Annotated in this window: 17 protein-coding genes; 3 read left to right on the forward strand and 14 right to left on the reverse strand. The window is 70.3% G+C overall.

Features of this window, described 5'->3' with window-relative positions; genetic code table 11:
• Positions 1-112 precede the first annotated feature (112 nt).
• A complete protein-coding gene (msrA, locus tag Mco01_RS09430) occupies positions 113-775 on the reverse strand; it encodes a peptide-methionine (S)-S-oxide reductase MsrA (protein ID WP_204056498.1) in 663 nt (220 codons plus the stop codon).
• A 133-nt stretch (positions 776-908) separates the two neighbouring features.
• Between msrA and rarD the strand changes: the two genes are divergently transcribed.
• The 3 genes from rarD (at position 909) to Mco01_RS09445 (ending at position 2752) form a co-directional block, all read left to right on the forward strand.
• Entirely contained in the window at positions 909-1823 is a 915-nt protein-coding gene (rarD, locus tag Mco01_RS09435; RefSeq protein WP_204056499.1) for an EamA family transporter RarD, read from the forward strand.
• A gap of 93 nt (positions 1824-1916) precedes the next feature.
• Positions 1917-2297: an LLM class flavin-dependent oxidoreductase gene (locus Mco01_RS09440; RefSeq protein WP_204056500.1), complete on the forward strand. Its 381-nt coding sequence runs from the start codon at positions 1917-1919 to the stop codon at positions 2295-2297.
• The gene (locus tag Mco01_RS09445) at positions 2249-2752 is read left to right on the forward strand and encodes an LLM class flavin-dependent oxidoreductase (protein ID WP_204056501.1); all 504 of its coding nucleotides are present in this window, start codon (positions 2249-2251) and stop codon (positions 2750-2752) included. The genes Mco01_RS09440 and Mco01_RS09445 overlap by 49 nt, the downstream gene beginning before the upstream one ends.
• Before the next feature lie 4 nt (positions 2753-2756).
• Here the strand turns inward: Mco01_RS09445 and Mco01_RS09450 are convergent, their stop codons facing one another.
• From Mco01_RS09450 to Mco01_RS09510, 13 genes are all read right to left on the reverse strand, one after another.
• A complete protein-coding gene (locus Mco01_RS09450; RefSeq protein WP_204056502.1) occupies positions 2757-4184 on the reverse strand; it encodes an NAD-dependent succinate-semialdehyde dehydrogenase in 1428 nt (475 codons plus the stop codon).
• A 130-nt stretch (positions 4185-4314) separates the two neighbouring features.
• Positions 4315-5310 carry a polyprenyl synthetase family protein gene (locus Mco01_RS09455; RefSeq protein WP_204056503.1) on the reverse strand — a complete coding sequence of 332 codons (996 nt, stop codon included), beginning with the start codon at positions 5308-5310 and terminating at the stop codon, positions 4315-4317.
• 11 nt (positions 5311-5321) lie between these two features.
• A complete protein-coding gene (gene nuoN / locus Mco01_RS09460; RefSeq protein WP_204056504.1) occupies positions 5322-6875 on the reverse strand; it encodes an NADH-quinone oxidoreductase subunit NuoN in 1554 nt (517 codons plus the stop codon).
• A complete protein-coding gene (locus tag Mco01_RS09465; protein ID WP_204056505.1) occupies positions 6872-8377 on the reverse strand; it encodes an NADH-quinone oxidoreductase subunit M in 1506 nt (501 codons plus the stop codon). Before Mco01_RS09465 ends, nuoN begins: the two co-directional genes overlap by 4 nt.
• A complete protein-coding gene (gene nuoL / locus Mco01_RS09470) occupies positions 8377-10218 on the reverse strand; it encodes an NADH-quinone oxidoreductase subunit L (RefSeq protein WP_204056618.1) in 1842 nt (613 codons plus the stop codon). The genes Mco01_RS09465 and nuoL overlap by 1 nt, the downstream gene beginning before the upstream one ends.
• 66 nt (positions 10219-10284) lie before the next feature.
• On the reverse strand, positions 10285-10581 hold the full coding sequence (gene nuoK / locus Mco01_RS09475; protein ID WP_036325326.1) for an NADH-quinone oxidoreductase subunit NuoK: 297 nt from the start codon (positions 10579-10581) through the stop codon (positions 10285-10287).
• Positions 10578-11507, reverse strand: coding sequence for an NADH-quinone oxidoreductase subunit J (locus Mco01_RS09480; protein ID WP_239103458.1), 930 nt, complete (start codon positions 11505-11507; stop codon positions 10578-10580). The genes nuoK and Mco01_RS09480 overlap by 4 nt, the downstream gene beginning before the upstream one ends.
• Positions 11500-12015: an NADH-quinone oxidoreductase subunit NuoI gene (gene nuoI / locus Mco01_RS09485; protein WP_204056506.1), complete on the reverse strand. Its 516-nt coding sequence runs from the start codon at positions 12013-12015 to the stop codon at positions 11500-11502. The genes Mco01_RS09480 and nuoI overlap by 8 nt, the downstream gene beginning before the upstream one ends.
• Entirely contained in the window at positions 12002-13360 is a 1359-nt protein-coding gene (nuoH, locus tag Mco01_RS09490; protein WP_204056507.1) for an NADH-quinone oxidoreductase subunit NuoH, read from the reverse strand. The genes nuoI and nuoH overlap by 14 nt, the downstream gene beginning before the upstream one ends.
• The gene (locus tag Mco01_RS09495; RefSeq protein ID WP_204056508.1) at positions 13357-15753 is read right to left on the reverse strand and encodes an NADH-quinone oxidoreductase subunit G; all 2397 of its coding nucleotides are present in this window, start codon (positions 15751-15753) and stop codon (positions 13357-13359) included. The genes nuoH and Mco01_RS09495 overlap by 4 nt, the downstream gene beginning before the upstream one ends.
• Positions 15750-17036 (reverse strand): NADH-quinone oxidoreductase subunit NuoF, encoded by a 1287-nt coding sequence (nuoF, locus tag Mco01_RS09500; RefSeq protein ID WP_204056509.1) that lies wholly within the window; start codon positions 17034-17036, stop codon positions 15750-15752. Before nuoF ends, Mco01_RS09495 begins: the two co-directional genes overlap by 4 nt.
• Entirely contained in the window at positions 17033-17716 is a 684-nt protein-coding gene (gene nuoE / locus Mco01_RS09505; RefSeq protein WP_204056510.1) for an NADH-quinone oxidoreductase subunit NuoE, read from the reverse strand. The genes nuoF and nuoE overlap by 4 nt, the downstream gene beginning before the upstream one ends.
• Entirely contained in the window at positions 17713-19029 is a 1317-nt protein-coding gene (locus Mco01_RS09510) for an NADH-quinone oxidoreductase subunit D (protein WP_204056511.1), read from the reverse strand. The genes nuoE and Mco01_RS09510 overlap by 4 nt, the downstream gene beginning before the upstream one ends.
• Between the last annotated feature and the right edge of the window lie 26 nt (positions 19030-19055).

The raw sequence follows: 19055 nt of genomic DNA on the forward strand, positions 1-19055 counted from the left end.
AGACCGGTGGAGTGTGGCGGGGTGGTGCCGGCACCGCGTCGGCCGGAGCGCAGCGAGGCCCGTTTCGGCCTGACCGAGGGCCATGCCGCGGCGCGGCATAGCCCTACGTGAATCAGGCTTCGCCGGCGGTCAGGCCGACCGGGCAGGAGACGCCGGTGCCGCCGATACCGCAGTAGCCGTTGGGGTTACGGAACAGATACTGCTGGTGGTAGTCCTCGGCGAAGTAGAACTCGCCGGCCGGGGCGATCTCGGTCGTGATCTCGCCGTACCCGGCCTTGGCCAGGACGTCCTGGTACGCCTCCTTGGAGGCGATGGCGGCCTTCTCCTGCTGGGGACCGTGGGTGTAGATCGACGAACGGTACTGGGTGCCGACGTCGTTGCCCTGGCGCATGCCCTGCGTGGGGTCGTGGGCCTCCCAGAAGACCTTGAGGAGCTCCTCGTACGACACCTGCGCCGGGTCGAACACCACCCGGACGACCTCGGCGTGCCCGGTCATGCCGCTGCACACCTCCTCGTACGTCGGGTTGGCGGTGTACCCGCCGGCATAACCGACGGCCGTGGTCACGACGCCCGGCGTCTGCCAGAACTTGCGCTCCGCGCCCCAGAAGCAGCCGAGCCCGAAGTCGGCGATCTCGGTGCCCTCCGGGTACGGCGGGGCGAGCGGCCCGCCGAGGACGAGGTGCCGCGTGGCGACCGGCATGACCTCCGACCGGCCCGGCAGCGCCTCCGAGGGGTCCACCATCGTCGTCTTGTCCCTGCCGAACAGCCAGCCCATCTCGAACCTCCCGCTTCGTCTGCCATCAGCAACCATCCGGCCGCCCGCCTTGTTCCTCACGTAAGCGGTCCTTAATAACAGGACTAGCAAAGCTTATTTGTATTAAAACCGCCAAGCGGCCAGGATGGGGAGCATGCCGGAAACGCGTCGAGGTGTCCTGTACGGGATCGCCGCCTACACCATGTGGGGCCTGTTCCCTCTCTACTGGCCACTGCTGAAGCCCTCCGGCGCCGTCGAGATCCTCGCCCACCGCATGGTCTGGTCGCTCGCGGTGGTCGTCGCCGTCCTGGCCGTACGGCGGCACTGGTCCTGGTTCCGGACGCTGACCCGCCGGCAGGTGCTGCTCCTCACGCTCGCGGCCGTGACGGTCTCGGTCAACTGGGGCACCTACATCTACGCCGTGAACACCGGCCACGTGGTGGAGAGCGCGCTCGGCTACTTCATCAACCCCCTGGTCAGCGTTCTGTTCGGCGTGGTGATCTTCCGGGAGCGGCTGCGGCCGTGGCAGTGGGCGGCCGTCGGCCTCGGCGCCGTGGCCGTGCTCATCCTCACCCTCGACTACGGCCGGCTGCCGTGGATCGCCCTGGTCCTCGCGGTCAGCTTCGGCACGTACGGCCTGCTGAAGAAGACGGCGCAGGTCGGCAGCGCGGAGAGCCTCACGATCGAGACGCTGGTCCTGCTGGTGCCGGCGCTCGCGTACCTCCTGGTGATCGAGGCGAACGGCACCGGCACGTTCGCCCATCACGGAGTCGGCCATTCGCTGCTGCTGGTGGCGTCGGGCCTGATCACGGCCGTGCCGCTGCTGTTCTTCACGGCGTCGGCCCTGCGCGTCCCGCTGACGATCATCGGCCTGCTCCAGTACATCGCGCCGACCCTGCAGTTCCTCTGCGGCATCCTGGTCGTCCACGAGACGATGCCCGCGAGCAGGTGGGCCGGGTTCGTGGTCGTCTGGGCGGCCCTCAGCCTCTTCACCTGGGACAGCCTCCGCGCCGCCCACGCCTCCCGCCGCGCCGTCACCGCCCCGAGTGAGGCGCTCGAGACCGTCTGAGGCAGCTCCGGGGACGTCTACTCCCACAGGTGTACGGCTTCGGCCGCCGCCGGACGGACGACTCCGCGTGGCCCGCCGCGCGACGATGCCGGTATGACGAAGGACTTCCGCTTCGGGATCGTGGCCGGCTTCGCCCCGGATGCCCGCGCCTGGGCCGGGACGGCCCGCCGCGCCGAGGACCTCGGCTACTCCACCCTGCTGACCCCCGACACGCTCGGCACGCTTCCGCCGCTGCTCGCGCTCACGGCCGCCGCCACGGCGACGACCACGCTCGGGGTCGGCACGTTCGTGCTGGCCGCGCCGTACCGCAACCCCCGCCAGCTCGCCTGGGAGCTCGCCGGGCTCGACTTCCTGTCCGGCGGGCGACTCGAGGTGGGCGTCGGCGCGGGCCGTCCGGCCGCCCGGAGGACGCCGCCGCGCTGGGCGTGCCGTACGGCACGGCGGGCGAGCGCGTCGCGCAGGTCGAGGCCGTGATCGCCGAGACCAGGGCGGCGTTCGCCGGATCGAGCGGGTTCGGCGGGGCCGTCCAGCGGTCGGGCCCGAAGATCATGCTGGCGGGCGCCGGCGAGCGGATGATGGCGCTGGCCGCGAAGGAGGCCGACATCGTGGCCCTGGCGGTCCTGCCGGCGAGCACGGACGACGACCTGCGGCGGCCCGTCTCCACCCTGCGCGACAGGGCGGGCGCGCGGTTCGACGACATCGAGCTGTCGATGAACCTCCTGCGGGTCGGCTCCCAGCCCCCGCCCTGGGTTCCGACGGGGTTCGAGGCCCCCGGCCCGGAGGCGGCGGCCGTGCTCGACGGCTCGCCGCGAGAGATGGCCGACGTCCTGCTGCGCCGCCGCGACGAGCTCGGCGTCTCCTACATCACCGTCAACGGTTTCTACGCCGAGGCCCTCGCACCCGTGGTCGAGCTGCTGACCGGAGGCTGACAGCTCACCCCGTGGCGAAGCCGATCGGGACGGTCGTCGGGAAGGTCCTGATCAGCTTCTTGTTGACGAACTCGTTGATGCCGAGATCGGACAGCTCCCTGCCGTACCCCGAACACTTGACGCCGCCGAACGGCAGGGCGGGGTGGGAGGAGGTGGGATGGTTGATCCAGACCATCCCGACGTCCAGCCGCTCGGCCAGCCGTTCCGCCCGCCTCAGATCCCGCGAGAATATGGCGCCGCCGAGGCCGTACGGGTTGTCGTTCGCAAGGGCCACGGCCTCGTCCTCACCGGCGACCCGGTACAGCACGGCCACCGGCCCGAACAGCTCCTCCTCATACGCGCGCATGCCCGGCCTGACGTCCGTCAGGATCGTCGCCTGGACGAAGGCGCCGGGCCGGTCGATCCGGCCGCCTCCGGTGACGAGCGTGGCTCCCTGGTCCACCGTGTCGCGCACCTGGCTCACGAGCGTCTTGGCGGCCTGCTCGGAGGACAGCGGGGCCAGCGTGGTCCGCGGGTCCAGCGGGTCTCCGGGCACGAGCGACGCGAACCTGCGGCGCAACTCCTCGACGAAACGGTCGTAGACGTCGGGCAGGAGGATCATCCGCTTGGCGCTCACGCAGCTCTGCCCCATGTTGGACAGCCGGCCGACGGCCGCGGCCTCCACCGTCCGGTCGAAGTCCTCGGCGTCGAGCACGATGAACGGATCGCTGCCGCCGAGTTCGAGCACGCTCTTGTCGATGTTGCGACCGGCCCGTTCGGCCGTGCTCGCTCCCGCGCGGTCGCTACCGGTCAGGGAGACGCCCCGCACCCGGCGATTGTCGAGGACTCTGCCGACTCTCGAGGACGGCAGTAAAAGGTTGGTGTAGACGCCAGGCGGGGCGCCGGCGTCGCGGAACAGCCGCTCGAACGCCAGCGCCGACTGGGGGCAGTTGCTCGCGTGCTTGAGCAGGATCGTGTTGCCCGCGACCAGATTCGGCGCGGCGAAGCGGGCCACCTGGTAGAGCGGGTAGTTCCACGGCATGATCCCGAGGAGCACGCCGAGCGGCCGGCTGGCCACCACGGCCTTCCCCTCTTCGACGAGCAGCGGACGGTCGGCGAGGAGGGCCGGGCCCTGCTCGGCGTAGTAGCCGAGGATGTCGGCGGCCAGGTCCACCTCCCCCCGGCTCTCGCCGATGAGCTTGCCCATCTCCAGCGTCACCGTCCGGGCGAGCTCCTCGCGGCGTTCGCGCATCAGCTCGCCGGCCCGGCCGACGACGGACGCCCTCTCGGCCGGACTGAACCACCTCCAGCCCTGGAACGCGTCGTGCGCCGCCGCCACGGCGCGGTCGACCTCCTCGTCGCTCATGGCGGGAAATTCGGCGAGGACCTCGTTGTCGTACGGATTCACGCTGGTGATCGACGTGCGCGTGACCGAAGGAGTAGCGGTTGTCATGACGCCTCCTGCGTCAGGCGCCGCACGGCATCGGACCGCGGAGCGGCACCGGACCACCTATCACGCTACTCCGCCCGCGTCAGCGCCCCACCGGCACCGCCCCCGGCCCGTGATCTACGCGACGGGAGGGTCAGCCGGAGCGCTCGACCACGTAGTCGCAGAGGGCGATGAGGGCGGTGCGGGCGGGGATGTCGGGAAGGCCGGCGAGGGCGGCCTTGGCCCGGTCGGTCCAGCGGGTGAGCTCCTGGCGGGCGAGGACCATGGCGGGGTTGGCCCGCAGCAGGGTCAGCGTCTCCTCCACGTCCTCCTCGGCCACCGGGCCGGCGAGCAGCTCGCGCAGCCGGGCGTCCGCGGGGTCGTCGGAGGCCAGGGCGTACAGGACGGGCAGGGTCCGCACGCCCTCCCGCAGGTCGGTCCCGGGGGTCTTGCCGGACTCCACCGGCTGGGCGGCCACGTCGATGAGGTCGTCGCCGAGCTGCCACGCGACGCCGATGGCCTCGTACGCGTCGGTCAGCCGCTCGGTGACGGTGGGAGGGGCGCCCGCCAGCATGGCGCCGAACCGGCCGGACGTGGCGATCAGGGAGCCCGTCTTGTCGGCCAGCACGTCGATGTAGTGGGCGATGGCGTCGGCGCCCGCCTCGGGGCCGACGGTCTCGCGGATCTGGCCGCGCACCAGGCGGGAGAACGTCCGGGCCTGCACGCGGATCATCTCGCTGCCGAGGTCCGCCAGGATCTCCGACGCCTGCGCGAACAGGTAGTCGCCCGTGAGGATGGCCACGGTGTTGTCCCACCGGGCGTTGGCGGACTGGGAGCCCCGGCGGACCGGGGCCTCGTCCATCACGTCGTCGTGGTAGAGCGTCGCCAGGTGGGTGAGCTCGATCACGACGGCCCCGGGCACGATGCCCGGGGCGTCGGGGTTGCCGAACTGCGCGGCCAGCAGGACCAGCATCGCGCGGAAGCGCTTGCCGCCCGCCTCGATGAGGTGCCGGGACGTCTGGGTGACGAAGGCGTCCTCGCTCTCCACCGACGAGCGGAGCAGCTTCTCGACCGACGCCAGGCCGTTCGCCAGGTCCTCGGCCAGCCGCTCGTCGACGAGGGGAATGTCCACAACGGGCGGCGCGGCCATACGGAAGACTCCTATCGGACGAACAACGAGTGGGCAGCCGAGTGGGCCAGGTCGAGCATGGGCTGCGGGTAGACCCCGAGGACTACCGTAGCCAATGCCGCAAAAGCGACGACAGCCGCGGTGCCCCGGGAGGGAAGCACCACGGTGGGCCCGTCCGCGGCCGGGTCGCTGAAGAACATCAGCACGATGACCCGGACGTAGAAGAACGCGGCGACGGCCGAGGCCACCACACCGACGATGACCAGCGGCAGCGCGCCGCCGGTGACCGCGGCCTGGAACACCGCGTACTTCCCGAAGAAGCCGCTCGTGAGCGGGATCCCGGCGAACGCCAGCAGGAAGAAGGCGAACACGCCGGCCAGCAGCGGCGACCGCTTGCCGAGCCCGGCCCAGCGGGACAGGTGCCACGCCTCGCCGCCCGCGTCGCGGACCATCGTCACCACCGCGAACGCGCCGACCGTCGTGACGCCGTACGCCACGAGGTAGAACAGGATGCCCGACAGGGCGGACGTGTTCTGTGCCGCGGAGGTGCCGGTGGCGATCACGCCGACGAGCAGGAAGCCGCCGTGCGCGATCGACGAGTACGCGAGCATGCGCTTGATGTCGGTCTGGGTGATCGCGAGGACCGCGCCGACGACCATCGTGAGGATGGCCACGGCGTACAGGACCGGCCGCCAGTTCCAGTCGAGGCCGCCGAGGCCGACCCAGAACACCCGCAGCAGCGCGCCGAAGGCGGCGACCAGCGTGCCGGACGCCATGAGCGCGGTGATCGGGGTGGGCGAGCCCTGGTAGACGTCCGGCTTCCAGGCCTGGAACGGCGCGGCGCCGATCTTGAACAGCAGGCCGACGCCGAGCATGGCCGCGCCGATGTACAGCAGCGTGTCCTGGCCGCCGACGGCGCCCAGGGCCTTGTTGATCTGGGCGAGGTCGATCGACCCGGCGTAGCCGTACAGCAGGGCCGTGCCGTACAGGAAGAAGGCGGACGAGAACGCGCCGAGCAGGAAGTACTTGACCGCGGCCTCCTGCGACAGGAGGCGGCGGCGCCGGGCGAGACCGCACAGCAGGTACAGCGGCAGCGACATGACCTCCAGGGCCACGAACGCCACCAGCAGGTCGTTGGACGCCGGGAACAGCAGCATGCCGCCGACCGCGAACAGCACGAGCGGGTAGATCTCGGTGTGCGCGGCGCCCTCGTAGAGGGCCTGCTCCTCCTCGGCGGAGCCGGGGACGGCCGCCGCGGCGGCGACGAAGTGGTCCTCATCGTTGATCAGCATGACGCTGACGAACGCGAGCACGAGGATCGCGCCCCAGATGAACAGCGCCGGACCGTCCACCGCGACGGCGCCCATGGCGGCCGGCTTGGTGGGCACGCCCTTGACCGCCTGCCACACGGTCAGCGCGAACGCGCCGGCCAGCGAGAGCAGCGTGAGCGGCAGGTGGATCGCCGAGCGCAGGTAGCGCGGGGCGAACGCCTCCACGAGCACGCCGGCGATGGCCGCGCCGAAGACCACGAGCATCGGCGCGAGCAGGGCGTACTCGATGGTGGGCGCTTGGATGGTGCCGTTCACTGGCCCTCCTTGGCAACGGGTACGGCAGCCCCCGGGTCCGTCACGGACACGCTGGACAGAGTGTCCTTCACGGCGGGATGGATGACGTCGAGGAGCGGCTTGGGATAGAAGCCGAAGACGAGCAGCAGCGCGATGAGGGGGGCGACCACCCACTTCTCCCGCGCGTTGAGGTCGGGCAGGCTCTTGACCGACTCGGCGGTGGGCCCGTTCATCGTCCGCTGGTACATCCACAGGATGTAGATCGCGGCGAGGATGACACCGGTGGCCGCGATCACCGACGGCACCACGTACCGCTGGTAGGTCCCGGTCAGCACCATGAACTCGCTGACGAACGTGCTGAGGCCGGGCAGCGAGAGGCTCGACAGGCCCGCGACCAGGAACGTCCCGGCGAGGATCGGGGCGACCTTCTGCACGCCGCCGTAGTCCGAGATGAACTGCGAGCCGCGGCGGTGGATCAGGAAGCCCGCGATGAGGAACAGCGCGCCGGTCGAGAAGCCGTGGTTGACCATGTAGAGCGTCGCGCCGGCGCCGGCGTCCGTCGTCATCGCGAACACACCCATCGCGATGAAGCCGAAGTGCGACACCGAGGTGTAGGCGATGAGCCGCTTCATGTCGGTCTGCCCGATGGCCACGATCGCCCCGTACACGATCCCGATCACCGACAGCGTGATCACGAGAGGCGTGAAGAACTTCGCCGCGTCGGGGAACAGCTCCAGGCAGAACCGCAGCATGCCGTACGTGCCGACCTTGTCGAGCACGCCGACCAGCAGCACGGCCGCGCCGGCCGGGGCCTGGGCGGCGGCGTCGGGCAGCCAGGTGTGGAACGGCCAGAGCGGCGCCTTGATCGCGAAGGCGATGAAGAAGCCGAGGAACAGCCACTTCTGCGTCGTCACGTCCTGCACGGTCCCGACGAGGTCGGAGAACATGAACGTGCCCTTGCCGGCGATCGAGTACAGCGCGATCACCGCGACCAGCATCAGGAGCCCGCCGAACAGCGAGTACAGCAGGAACTTCACGGCCGCGTACGACCGCTGGGCCCCGCCGTACGACCCGATCATGAAGTACATCGGGATCAGCATGGCTTCGAAGAAGACGTAGAAGAGGAAGACGTCGGTCGCCGCGAAGACGCCGATCATCATGGCCTCGAGCACGAGCAGCAGCGAGAAGTACGTGCGGACCGACCGCTTGCCCTTCTCGGCGTCGTGCCAGGAGGCCAGCACCACGATCGGCACGAGGATCACCGACAGCAGGATCAGCACCAGCGCGATGCCGTCCACGGCCACCCCGTAGTGCACGCCGAACGCGGGAATCCAGTCGTAGGTCTCGGCGAACTGGAACTTGTCGCCGTTCGGGCTGAACTGGACCGCCATGGCGACGGTCAGGGCCAGCACGATGAGCGACACCACGAGCGTGAACTGCTTGGCGAGCTTGTCGTTGCGGACGAGGGTCACGCCCAGCGCGCCGAGCACGGACACGCCCATCAGGGTCGAAAGCCAGGGCATCACAGGTTCCCTACGACGAGCCAGGCGCCGGCCAGGAGGGCGGCACCGACGAATATCGACAGCGCGTACGAGCGGACGAACCCGGTCTGGATCCTGCGCAGGCGTCCGGACGAGCCGCCGATGCCGGCGGCCAGGCCGTTGACGAGGCCGTCGACGCCGCGGTTGTCGAAGAACACCGCCAGCCGGGTCAGCCACTGGCCGGGCCGCATGAACAGTGCCTCGTTCAGGGCGTCGCCGTACAGGTCGCGCCGGGCGAACGTGGTGAGGAACGAGCCGCGCGGGGCGACCGCGGGCACCTCGGCCGCGCCGTACCGGAACCAGGCGAAGGCCGCGCCGGCCGCCACCAGGGCGAGCGTGACGAGACCGGTGAGCGAGAACGGGTTGAAGGTGGGCAGTTCCTCCGGCGCCCCGACGGCGGGGGCGAGGAAGGTCATGAACCTGTTGCCCACGATCAGGAACGCGCCGAGGCCGATCGCGCCGAGCGACAGGATGATCAGCGGCCACGTCATGACGGCCGGCGACTCGTGCGGGTGGGCCGTGGCCTCCCAGCGCTTGGCGCCGAAGAACGTCATGAACACCAGGCGGGACATGTAGAAGCCGGTGACGCCCGCGCCGATCACGGCCAGCCAGCCGAGGACGGCGTTGTGCTCCATCGCGGTCTCGATGATGCCGTCCTTGGTGAAGTAGCCGGACAGCAGCGGGAACCCGATGATCGCCAGGTAGCCGATCAGGAAGGTCACGAAGGTGATCGGCATGACCTTCCGCAGGCCTCCGTACTTCCGCATGTCCACCTCGTCGTTCATGCCGTGCATGACCGATCCGGCGCCGAGGAAGAGGTCGGCCTTGAAGAAGCCGTGCGTGATCAGGTGCGCGATCGCGAAGGCGTACCCGGCCGGGCCGATGCCGGCCGCCAGCACCATGTAGCCGATCTGCGACATCGTCGAGCCGGCGAGGGCCTTCTTGATGTCGTCCTTCGCGGTACCGATGATCGCACCGGCGAGCAGCGTGGCGACGCCGACGATCGTCACGACCAGCTGCGCGGTCTCGGCGCCCTGGAAGACGGCGCCGGACCGGACGATGAGGTAGACGCCCGCGGTGACCATGGTCGCGGCGTGGATGAGGGCCGAGACCGGGGTCGGGCCCTCCATCGCGTCCAGGAGCCAGGACTGAAGCGGCAGCTGGGCGGACTTGCCGCAGGCGCCGACGAGCAGCAGCAGGCCGATCGCGGTCAGCGTGCCCTGCGAGGCGCCGTGCGCCGCGGGGAACACCTGGGCGAAGGCCAGCGAGTGGAACGTCGCGAAGATCGTGAAGATGCCGATCAGCAGACCGAAGTCGCCGACGCGGTTGACGATGAACGCCTTCTTGGCCGCGGTCGCCGCCGAGGGCTTGTGCTGCCAGAACCCGATCAGGAGGTAGGAGGCGAGGCCCACGCCCTCCCAGCCGACGAACAGGGCGACGTAGTTGTCGGCGAGCACCAGCAGGAGCATCGCCGCGACGAACAGGTTCAGGTAGGCGAAGAACCGCCGCCTGTTCGGGTCGTGCGCCATGTAGCCGATCGAGTAGACGTGGATCAGCGACCCGACGAAGGTGATCAGCAGGCAGAACGAGATCGACAGCGGGTCGACCAGCAGCCCCACCTTGGCCATGCCCGGGATGAAGTCGTACAGCGGGATGAGCCGGCGCCGCTCGCCCGGCTGGAAGCCCAGGAGCTGGACGAAGGCGAGGGCGGCCACGACGAAGGACGCGACCGCCATGACGACGCCCACCAGGTGGCCGAACCTGTCGGTCCTCCTCCCGCCCAGCAGGAGGATCGCCGCCCCCACCAGGGGGAAGGCGATCATCAGCCAGGCGACCCCGATCGCGCCACCGGAGTGCTGGATGAACTCAGCGGGTTCCACGGCCACCTCTTAGTACTTCAGCAGGCTGGCGTCGTCGACCGACGCGGACCTGCGGGTTCGGAAGATCGTCACGATGATGGCCAGGCCGATGACCACCTCGGCGGCGGCCACGATCATCACGAAGAACGCGATGACCTGGCCGTCGAGGTTGCCGTTCTGCCGGGCGAAGGTGACGAACGCCAGGTTGCAGGCGTTGAGCATGAGCTCCACGCACATGAACACCACGATGGCGTTGCGCCGTACGAGCACGCCGACGCCGCCTATCGCGAAGAGCAGCGCGGAGAGCACCAGATAGTGAGTGGTCACTTGCCGTCCTCCTCGCTGCGCGGGCGGGGGGCGATCCGGCCGGCCGTGACCGCCTCGTCGGGCTGGTCGTGCGGGGCGGCCTCGTCGTCCTCGTCCTCGATCAGGGGCTCGGTGTCCGGGCCGCTCCTGGCGTCCTCGGCCAGGGTGGGCGTGGAGTGCCCGTTGGACCGCCGTTCGAGGTCGTCCTGCTCCAGGACGCGGGCGATCTCCGGGGGCAGCGTGCCCTCCTCGGCCTCGTGCCGGGCGATGTACCGGTTGACCGACAGCGGCGAGACGCCGCCGTCGGGCAGCAGCGCCGGCATGTCGATGGCGTTGTGCCGGGCGTAGGTGCCGGGGCCGGGCAGCGGCGCCGGGTTCTTGCCGGTACGGCCGAAGGTGACGAAGCGCTGGCGGGACAGGTCCCGTTGGGTGGCCTTGGGAGCCGTGCGCTCCCGGTGCGCCAGCACCATCGCGCCCAGCGCCGCCGTGATCAGCAGCGCCGAGGTCACCTCGAAGGCGAACACGTGCCGCGTGAAGATCAGCTGCGCCAGCGACGGCACGTTGCCGCCCTGGGTGGCGGCCGTCAGGCCCTTGGGCGCGGCGACGAAGGCGTTGCCGATCCCGAACGCGAGCAGCGCGGCGAAGGCGAGCCCGGCCACGATGGCCCAGAAGCGCTGACCCTTGATCGTCTCCACGAGGGAGTCGGAGGAGTCGACGCCCACGAGCATGAGCACGAACAGGAACAGCATCATCACGGCGCCGGTGTAGACGATGATCTGCACGGCGGCGAGGAACGGCGCGTCCTGCACCGCGTACAGCACCGCCAGCGAGAGCATGACCACGCCGAGCATGAGGGCCGAGTAGACGGCCCTCCGGCTGAAGACGAGTCCGAGTGCCGCGACCACGGAGACGACCGCGAGCACCCAGAACGTGATGGACTCACCCATTGCTTCGACCCAACCGGTAGTAGTCCTCTTCGGTCTCGCCGAGACGCATCGGGTGGGGCGGCTGCTCCATGCCGGGGCCGAGCGGCGCGAGGAGCATCTCCTTGGTGTAGATCAGCGCCTCGCGACTGGAGTCCGCCAGTTCGTACTCGTTGGTCATCGTGAGCGCCCGGGTGGGGCACGCCTCGATGCACAGCCCGCACATGATGCAGCGCAGGTAGTTGATCTGGTAGACCCTGCCGTACCGCTCGCCCGGGGAGTACCGCTCGGTCTCGCTGTTGTCCCCGCCCTCGACGTAGATCGCGTCCGCCGGGCAGGCCCAGGCGCACAGCTCGCACCCGACGCACTTCTCCAGCCCGTCGGGCCACCGGTTCAGCTGGTGCCGCCCGTGGAACCGCGGCGCCGTGGGCCGCTTCTCCTCCGGGTAGTTCACCGTCACCGGCTTCTTGAACATGTGGTGGAAGGTGACGCCGAATCCCTTGATCGGGTTCAGCCAATCAGTTGCTCCCACTGGTCACCTCCTTGGCGTCGGGGTGAAGGCGCGCCGCCGGCACGACCCCGTGGTAGTGCGGGAGGTCGAGCGGCGGGACAGGGAACCCGCCCGCCGCCGGCTCCTCGCGCAGCTGCTCGAACTCTTCCTCGATCTGGGCGGCCTTGGCCTCCCTGCGACGCTGGTTGACCGTGTCGAACCGCAGCCAGATCGCGAAACCGCCGATGATGACCACCGCGCCGATCGTCAGGATGACGGCCCGGTCGACCTCCGGCATGCGCATGGCCTTGAAGGTGGCCGCCAGGAGGATCCAGCCCAGGTTGAGCGGGATCAGCACCTTCCAGCCGAAGGCCATCAGCTGGTCGTACCGGACGCGCGGCAGCGAGGCCCGCACCCAGACGAAGAACCCGAATGCGATCACCATCTTGGCGAAGAACCACAGCAGCGGCCACCAGCCGGAGTTCGCCCCGGCCCACAGGGAGATCGGCCACGGCGCCCGCCACCCGCCGAAGAACAGCGTGATCGCCATCGCCGAGACCGTGAACACGTTCACGTACTCGGCGAGCATGAACATCGCGAACTTGAGCGAGGAGGAGTACTCGGTGTGGAAGCCGCCGACCAGCTCGCCCTCACCCTCGGGGAGGTCGAACGGCACGCGGTTCGTCTCGCCCAGCATCGTGATCGCGTAGATCAGGAACGACGGGATCAGCGAGAACACGTACCAGGACGGGGTCGGGATGTGCAGCCCGAGCACGTCCCAGGTGCCGCCGCCCGCCTGCTTGGCCACGATCTCCGAGGTGGACAGCGTGCCCGCCTGCAGGAAGACCGCCACGAACGACAGGCCCATCGCGATCTCGTACGACACGACCTGGGCGCTGGACCGCAGACCGCCCAGGATCGCGTACGGCGAGCGGGAGCCCCACCCGGCGAGCACGACGCCGTACACGCCGATCGAGGCGGTGGCGAGCACCAGCAGGACCGCGACCGGCAGGTCGGTGAGCTGCAGCGGCGTCCGGTGGCCGAACATCCAGACCATCGGCCCGAACGGCACGACCGAGAAGGCCAGGAAGGCCGGGACGGCGATGATCACCGGGGCCAGGAAGTAGATGACCTTGTCCACCGTGCGGGGCATGAGGTCTTCCTTGAGGCCCATCTTCAGGCCGTCGGCCACCGACTGCAGCAGGCCGAACTTGCCGGCCCGGTTGGGGCCGTACCGGTGCTGCATGCGCGAGATGAGCTTGCGCTCGGTCCACACGCCGAACAGCACGCCCAGCATGAGGAACACGAAGATCGCGACGGCCTTGATGATGGAGATCCACAGGGGATCGTGGCCGAAGTCGCTCAGCGTGGGTCCGGGGTTGTTCACGAGACGCTCCCGATGGTTACGACGTCGCCCGCCGCGGCGCGAAGGTCGCGGGTGACGGACAGGCCGGCGGAGTTCGACGGCAGCCACACGACGCGGTCGGGCAGGTCGGCGACACGCACCGGCACGACCGTGCCGTCACCGATGGTGATCTTCCCGCCGTCGGCCGCGCCGATCTCGGCGGCCGTGGCCGGGGAGATCAGCGCCTCGGCCGGCCGGGCCGTGCCCGCCAGGTACGGCTCGCCGTCCAGCATCCGGCCGTCGTCGATGAGCAGGTGCCAGGTGGCCAGCACGGCCTCGCCCGCGCGCGGCTCCCGGGTGACCGGGGCCGCGGCGACCGGGGCCAGTGTCCGCCCGCCCCGCCAGGCGCCGATGGCGGCCAGCTCGCGGCGGGCGGCGGCGGAGTCCGGCAGGCCCAGGTGGACGTCCATGTGGTCGGCGATCGAGTCGACGGCCCGCAGGTCGCTCATGACGCCGGAGACCGGGGTGGCCGCGTCGAACGAGCGGCCCCGGCCCTCCCAGTCGACGAACGTCCCGGACTTCTCGGCCACGACGGCGACCGGCAGAACCACGTCGGCACGGTCGGTCACCGCGCTCGCCCGCGTCTCCAGGCTGACGATGAACGGGGTGTTCTCCAGCGCCGCCAGCGCGCGGGCCGGATCCGGCAGGTCGTACGGGTCGACGCCCGCGACGACCAGCGCGTCGAGCTCCTCGTTCAGCGCGGCCTCGATGATGCCCGCGGTGTCGCGGCCGGGGGCGGCGGGCAGCGAGGCGACGCCCCACACCCTGGCCACCTCGGCCCGCGCGGTCTCGTCCTCGACCGGGCGGCCGATCGGCAGCAGGCCTGGCAGGGCGCCGGCCTCCAACGCGCCGCGCTCGCCCGCACGCCGCGGCACCCAGGCGAGCCGCGCCCCGGTGGCCTGCGAGAGCCGTACCAGCGCCGACAGGGCGCCGGGGGCGGTGGCGAGCCGCTCACCGGCGAGGATGACCGCCCCGGCGGGCAGCAGGTCGCCGGTGACCAGGTCGCCGAGCGCCTCGGCCTCGGCGCCGGGGAGGGTGCGGATGAGCGTGCCGTTCATCTTGACCAGGCCCGGCGTCGCGAACGGCGCGATCGAGTAGACCTTCAGGCCCCTCTTCCGCGCGGCCTTGCGCAGCCGCAGGAAGACGATCGGCGACTCCTCCTCGGGCTCGAAGCCGGCGAGCAGGACGGCCGGGGCCGTCTCCAGGTCGGTGTAGGAGACCTCGATGCCCTTGCCCGCGATCGCATGGGCGAGGAAGCGGGCCTCCTCCTCGGAGTGGGCGCGGGCCCGGAAGTCGATGTCGTTGGTGCCGAGGGCCACCCGCGCGAACTTGCTGTAGGCGTAGGCGTCCTCGACGGTGAGCCGGCCGCCGACCAGCACGCCGGCCCTGCCGCGCGCCCGGGCGAGGCCCTGGGCCGCCACCGCGAGCGCCTCCGGCCAGGACGCCGGGACGAGCCGGCCGTCCTCGTCGCGGACGAGCGGCGACCGCAGGCGGTCGGGCTGGGTCGCGTACGTGAAGGCCCAGCGACCCTTGTCGCAGTTCCACTCCTCGTTGACCTGGGGGTCGTCCCCGGCCAGCCGGCGGGTCACGGTGCCCCGGCGGTGGTCGGTGCGCAGCGCGCAGCCCGAGGCGCAGTGCTCGCACGCGCTCGGCGTGGAGACCAGGTCGAACGGGCGGGAGCGGAAGCGGTAGGCAGCGCCGGTCAGCGCGCCCACCGGGCAGATCTGGATGGTGTTGCCCGAGAAGTAGGACTGGAACGGCTCGCCGTCGGCGACGCCCACCTGCTCCTTGGCCCCCCGCTCGAAGAAGTCGATGAGGGGGTCGCCGGCGATCTGGTCGGAGAACCGGATGCACCGGGCGCACTGCACGCAGCGCTCCCGGTCGAGCAGCACCTCGGTCGACAGCGGGACCGGCTTCTCGAACGTCCGCTTGTGCTCCTCGAACCGGCTCTCGCCCTGGCCGTTCGACATGGCCTGGTTCTGCAGGGGGCACTCGCCGCCCTTGTCGCAGACCGGGCAGTCGAGCGGGTGGTTCAGCAGCAGCATCTCCATGACGCCGCGCTGAGCCTTCTCGGCGACCGGCGAGGTGAGCTGGGTCTTCACGACCATGCCCTCGGCGACCTCGATGGCGCAGGACGGCTGCGGCTTGGGGAAGCCCCGGCCGTTGCCCGCGTCGGTGATGTCCACCAGGCACTGCCGGCAGTTGGCCGCGGGCGCGAGCAGCGGGTGGTCGCAGAAGCGGGGGACCTGGATCCCCAGCAGCTCGGCCGCCCGGATGATCAGCGTGCCCTTGGGGACGCTGATCTGGAAGCCGTCGATGGTCAGGGTGACCATGTCCACGACCGGCTGCTCCGGCTGCGTCGTCTGAACTGTCACTTGGACCCCCACACCGTGGAAGCGGCGCGATCGAACGGACAGCCGCCGATCTCGAAGTGCTTGAGGTACTCGTCGCGGAAGTACTTCACCGACGAGTGGATCGGGCTCGTCGCGCCGTCGCCGAGGGCGCAGAACGAGCGGCCCAGGATGTTGTCCGCGATGTCGGTGATGGTGGCCAGGTCGTCCTCGGTCCCCTGGCCCTTCTCCAGCCGCTTGAGCACCTGCTTGAGCCAGTAGGTGCCCTCCCGGCAGGGGGTGCACTTGCCGCAGGACTCGTGGGCGTAGAACTCGGTCCACCGCAGGACGGCCCGGACCACGCAGGTCGTCTCGTCGAAGATCTGCAGGGCGCGGGTGCCGAGCATCGAGCCCTTCGCCCCGACCGACTCGAAGTCGAGCGGCACGTCCAGGTGCTCGGCCGTGAAGATCGGCGTCGAGGAGCCGCCCGGCGTCCAGAACTTCAGCTCGTGGCCCTCGCGGATGCCGCCCGCCATGTCGAGGAGCTCGCGCAGCGTGATGCCGAGCGGCGCCTCGTACTGGCCGGGGCGGGTGACGTGGCCCGAGAGCGAGAAGATGCCGAAGCCCTTCGACTTCTCGGTGCCCATCCCGGCGAACCAGTCGGCGCCGTTGGCCACGATGCTCGGAACACTCGCCACCGACTCGACGTTGTTGACGACGGTGGGACTCGCGTAGAGGCCCGCGACGGCGGGGAAGGGGGGCTTGAGGCGAGGTTGACCTCTGTAGCCCTCCAGCGAGTCGAGCAGCGCCGTCTCCTCGCCGCAGATGTAGGCGCCGGCGCCGCTGTGGACGACGAGCTCCAGGTCGTAGCCCGAGCCGAAGATGTTCGCGCCCAGGTACCCCTTCTCGTACGCCTCCCGGACGGCCGCCTGCACCCGGCGGATGACGTGGAGGACCTCGCCGCGGACGTAGATGAAGGCGTAGTTCGCCCGGATGGCGTAGGACGTGATGATCACGCCCTCCACCAGCGAGTGCGGGTTGGCCATCATGAGCGGGATGTCCTTGCAGGTCCCCGGCTCGGACTCGTCGGCGTTGACCACGAGGTAGTGGGCCTTGCCGTCGTTCTGCGGGATGAAGCCCCACTTCATGCCGGTGGGGAAGCCCGCGCCGCCGCGGCCGCGCAGGCCAGAGTCCTTGACAATCTGGATGATGGCGTCCGGGTCCATGCCCAGGGCCCTCTTGGCCGCCTCGTACTCGCCGTACCCGCCGAGGGTGAACGAGTCGGGCAGGTCCCAGTTCCCGGTGAGGACCGGCGTCAGCGTCGTCACTTCTCGCTCCCCCGCTCCTGGGCGCCCGGCTTCGGGGCCTCCCAGCCGTTGGCCTTGGCCAGCCGCAGCCCCTCCAGCGACGGGCCGGCGGCCGACGGACCCTCGCCGGCCAGCCCGTCGGGGAACCCGGCGAGCACGCGCGAGGCCTCCCTGAACGTGCACAGCCTGGACGGCCCGCGGGTCGGCGCGACCTCCTTGCCCTCGCGCAGGTCGTCGACGAGCTGCCTGGCCGAATCCGGCGTCTGGTTGTCGAAGAACTCCCAGTTGACCATCATCACGGGCGCGAAGTCGCAGGCGGCGTTGCACTCCAGCCGCTCCAGCGTGATCTTCCCGTCGGAGGTCGTCTCGTCGTGACCGACGCCGACGTGCTCGCTGAGCTCCTCCCAGATCTGGTCGCCGCCCATCACGGCGCACAGCGCGTTGATGCAGACGCCGACGTTGTACTCGCCGGCCGGCTTGCGCTTGTACATCGTGTAGAAGGTGGCCACGCCCACGACCTCGGCCTTCGACAGGCCCAGCATCTCCGCGCAGAACTCCTGGCCGTCGTCGGAGACGTAGCCGTCCTCCGACTGGACCAGGTGCAGCAGCGGCAGCAGGGCCGAGCGCGGCCGGGGGTAGCGGCCGATGATCTCCTTGGCGTCCGTCTCCAGACGCGCGCGGACCTCGGGTGCGTAGGTCACCGGTCCACACCTCCCATGACGGGGTCGATCGAGGCGACCGCCGAGATGACGTCGGCGATCATGCCGCCCTCGCACGTCGCGGGCAGCGCCTGCAGGTTAGTGAAGGACGGGTCGCGGAAGTGCACGCGGTACGGCCGGGTCCCGCCGTCGCTGACGACGTGGGCGCCGAGCTCGCCGCGCGGCGACTCCACCGAGGCGTACGCCTGCCCGGCGGGCACCCGGAAGCCCTCGGTCACCAGCTTGAAGTGGTGGATCAGGGCCTCCATCGAGCTGCCCATGATGTGGGCGATGTGGTCGGGCGAGTTGCCGAGGCCGTCGGGGCCGAGCGCGAGCTGCGCGGGCCAGCCGATCTTCTTGTCCTCGATCATCACCGGGCCGCCCTTCAGCGGACCGGAGAGCCGGTCGAGGGCCTGCTCGATGATCTTTAGGGACTCCTCCATCTCGGCCACCCGGACCAGGTAGCGGCCGTACACGTCGCAGGTGTTCTGCGTGGGCACGTCGAACTCGTAGGTCTCGTAGCCCAGGTACGGCTGCGACTTGCGCAGGTCCCACGGCAGGCCGGCGGCCCGCAGCATCGGCCCGGTGATCCCGAGCGCCATGCAGCCGGTCAGGTCGAGGTAGGCCACGTCCTTGGTCCGGCGGGTGTAGACCGGGTTGGCGTCGAGGAGCTTGCGCATCTCCTTGATCCGGCCCGGCATGATTTTGAGGAACTCGCCGATCTTGTCGACCGCGCCGGCCGGCAGGTCGACGCTCACGCCGCCCGGCCGGACGTACGCCATGTTCATCCGGAGGCCGGTGATGTACTCGAACAGGTCGAGCACCAGCTCCCGCTCGCGGAAGCCGAACAGCATCGGGGTCGTGGCGCCCAGCTCCAGGCCGTACGTCGCGATGGCGACCAGGTGCGAGGAGATCCGGTTGAGCTCCATCATCATGACCCGGATGGCCTGCGCCCGCTCCGGCACGCGGTCGGTGATGCCGAGGAGCCTCTCGACCGCCATGCAGTACGCGGTCTCGTTGAAGATCGGCGCGAGGTAGTCCATGCGGGTGACGAACGTGACCCCCTGGGTCCACGTCCGGAACTCCATGTTCTTCTCGATGCCGGTGTGGAGGTAGCCGATCACCGTGCGGGCCTCGGTCACCGTCTCGCCGTCGAGCGTCAGCACCAGGCGGAGCACGCCGTGCGTCGACGGGTGCTGCGGGCCCATGTTGACGACCAGCCGCTCCTCGGCGGAGTCGGTGACGTTCTGGACCAGCTCGTCCCAGTCCTGGCCCGCGACGTCGTAGATCCGGCCCTCGGTCTCCGTTGCGCTCACGACCGTCTCCTCGCTTCGCTCGTCAC

It is taken from the genome of Microbispora corallina, assembly GCF_016863035.1.
Lineage (GTDB): Bacteria > Actinomycetota > Actinomycetes > Streptosporangiales > Streptosporangiaceae > Microbispora > Microbispora corallina.

Bases quoted from the DNA above. Each gene is read 5' to 3' on its own strand.
- msrA (WP_204056498.1), bottom strand. From the start codon at position 775: ATGGGCTGGCTGTTCGGCAGGGACAAGACGACGATGGTGGACCCCTCG.
- rarD (WP_204056499.1), top strand. From the start codon at position 909: ATGCCGGAAACGCGTCGAGGTGTCCTGTACGGGATCGCCGCCTACACC.
- Mco01_RS09440 (WP_204056500.1), top strand. From the start codon at position 1,917: ATGACGAAGGACTTCCGCTTCGGGATCGTGGCCGGCTTCGCCCCGGAT.
- Mco01_RS09450 (WP_204056502.1), bottom strand. From the start codon at position 4,184: ATGACAACCGCTACTCCTTCGGTCACGCGCACGTCGATCACCAGCGTG.
- Mco01_RS09455 (WP_204056503.1), bottom strand. From the start codon at position 5,310: ATGGCCGCGCCGCCCGTTGTGGACATTCCCCTCGTCGACGAGCGGCTG.
- Mco01_RS09465 (WP_204056505.1), bottom strand. From the start codon at position 8,377: ATGCCCTGGCTTTCGACCCTGATGGGCGTGTCCGTGCTCGGCGCGCTG.
- nuoL (WP_204056618.1), bottom strand. From the start codon at position 10,218: ATGATCGCCTTCCCCCTGGTGGGGGCGGCGATCCTCCTGCTGGGCGGG.
- Mco01_RS09480 (WP_239103458.1), bottom strand. From the start codon at position 11,507: ATGGGTGAGTCCATCACGTTCTGGGTGCTCGCGGTCGTCTCCGTGGTC.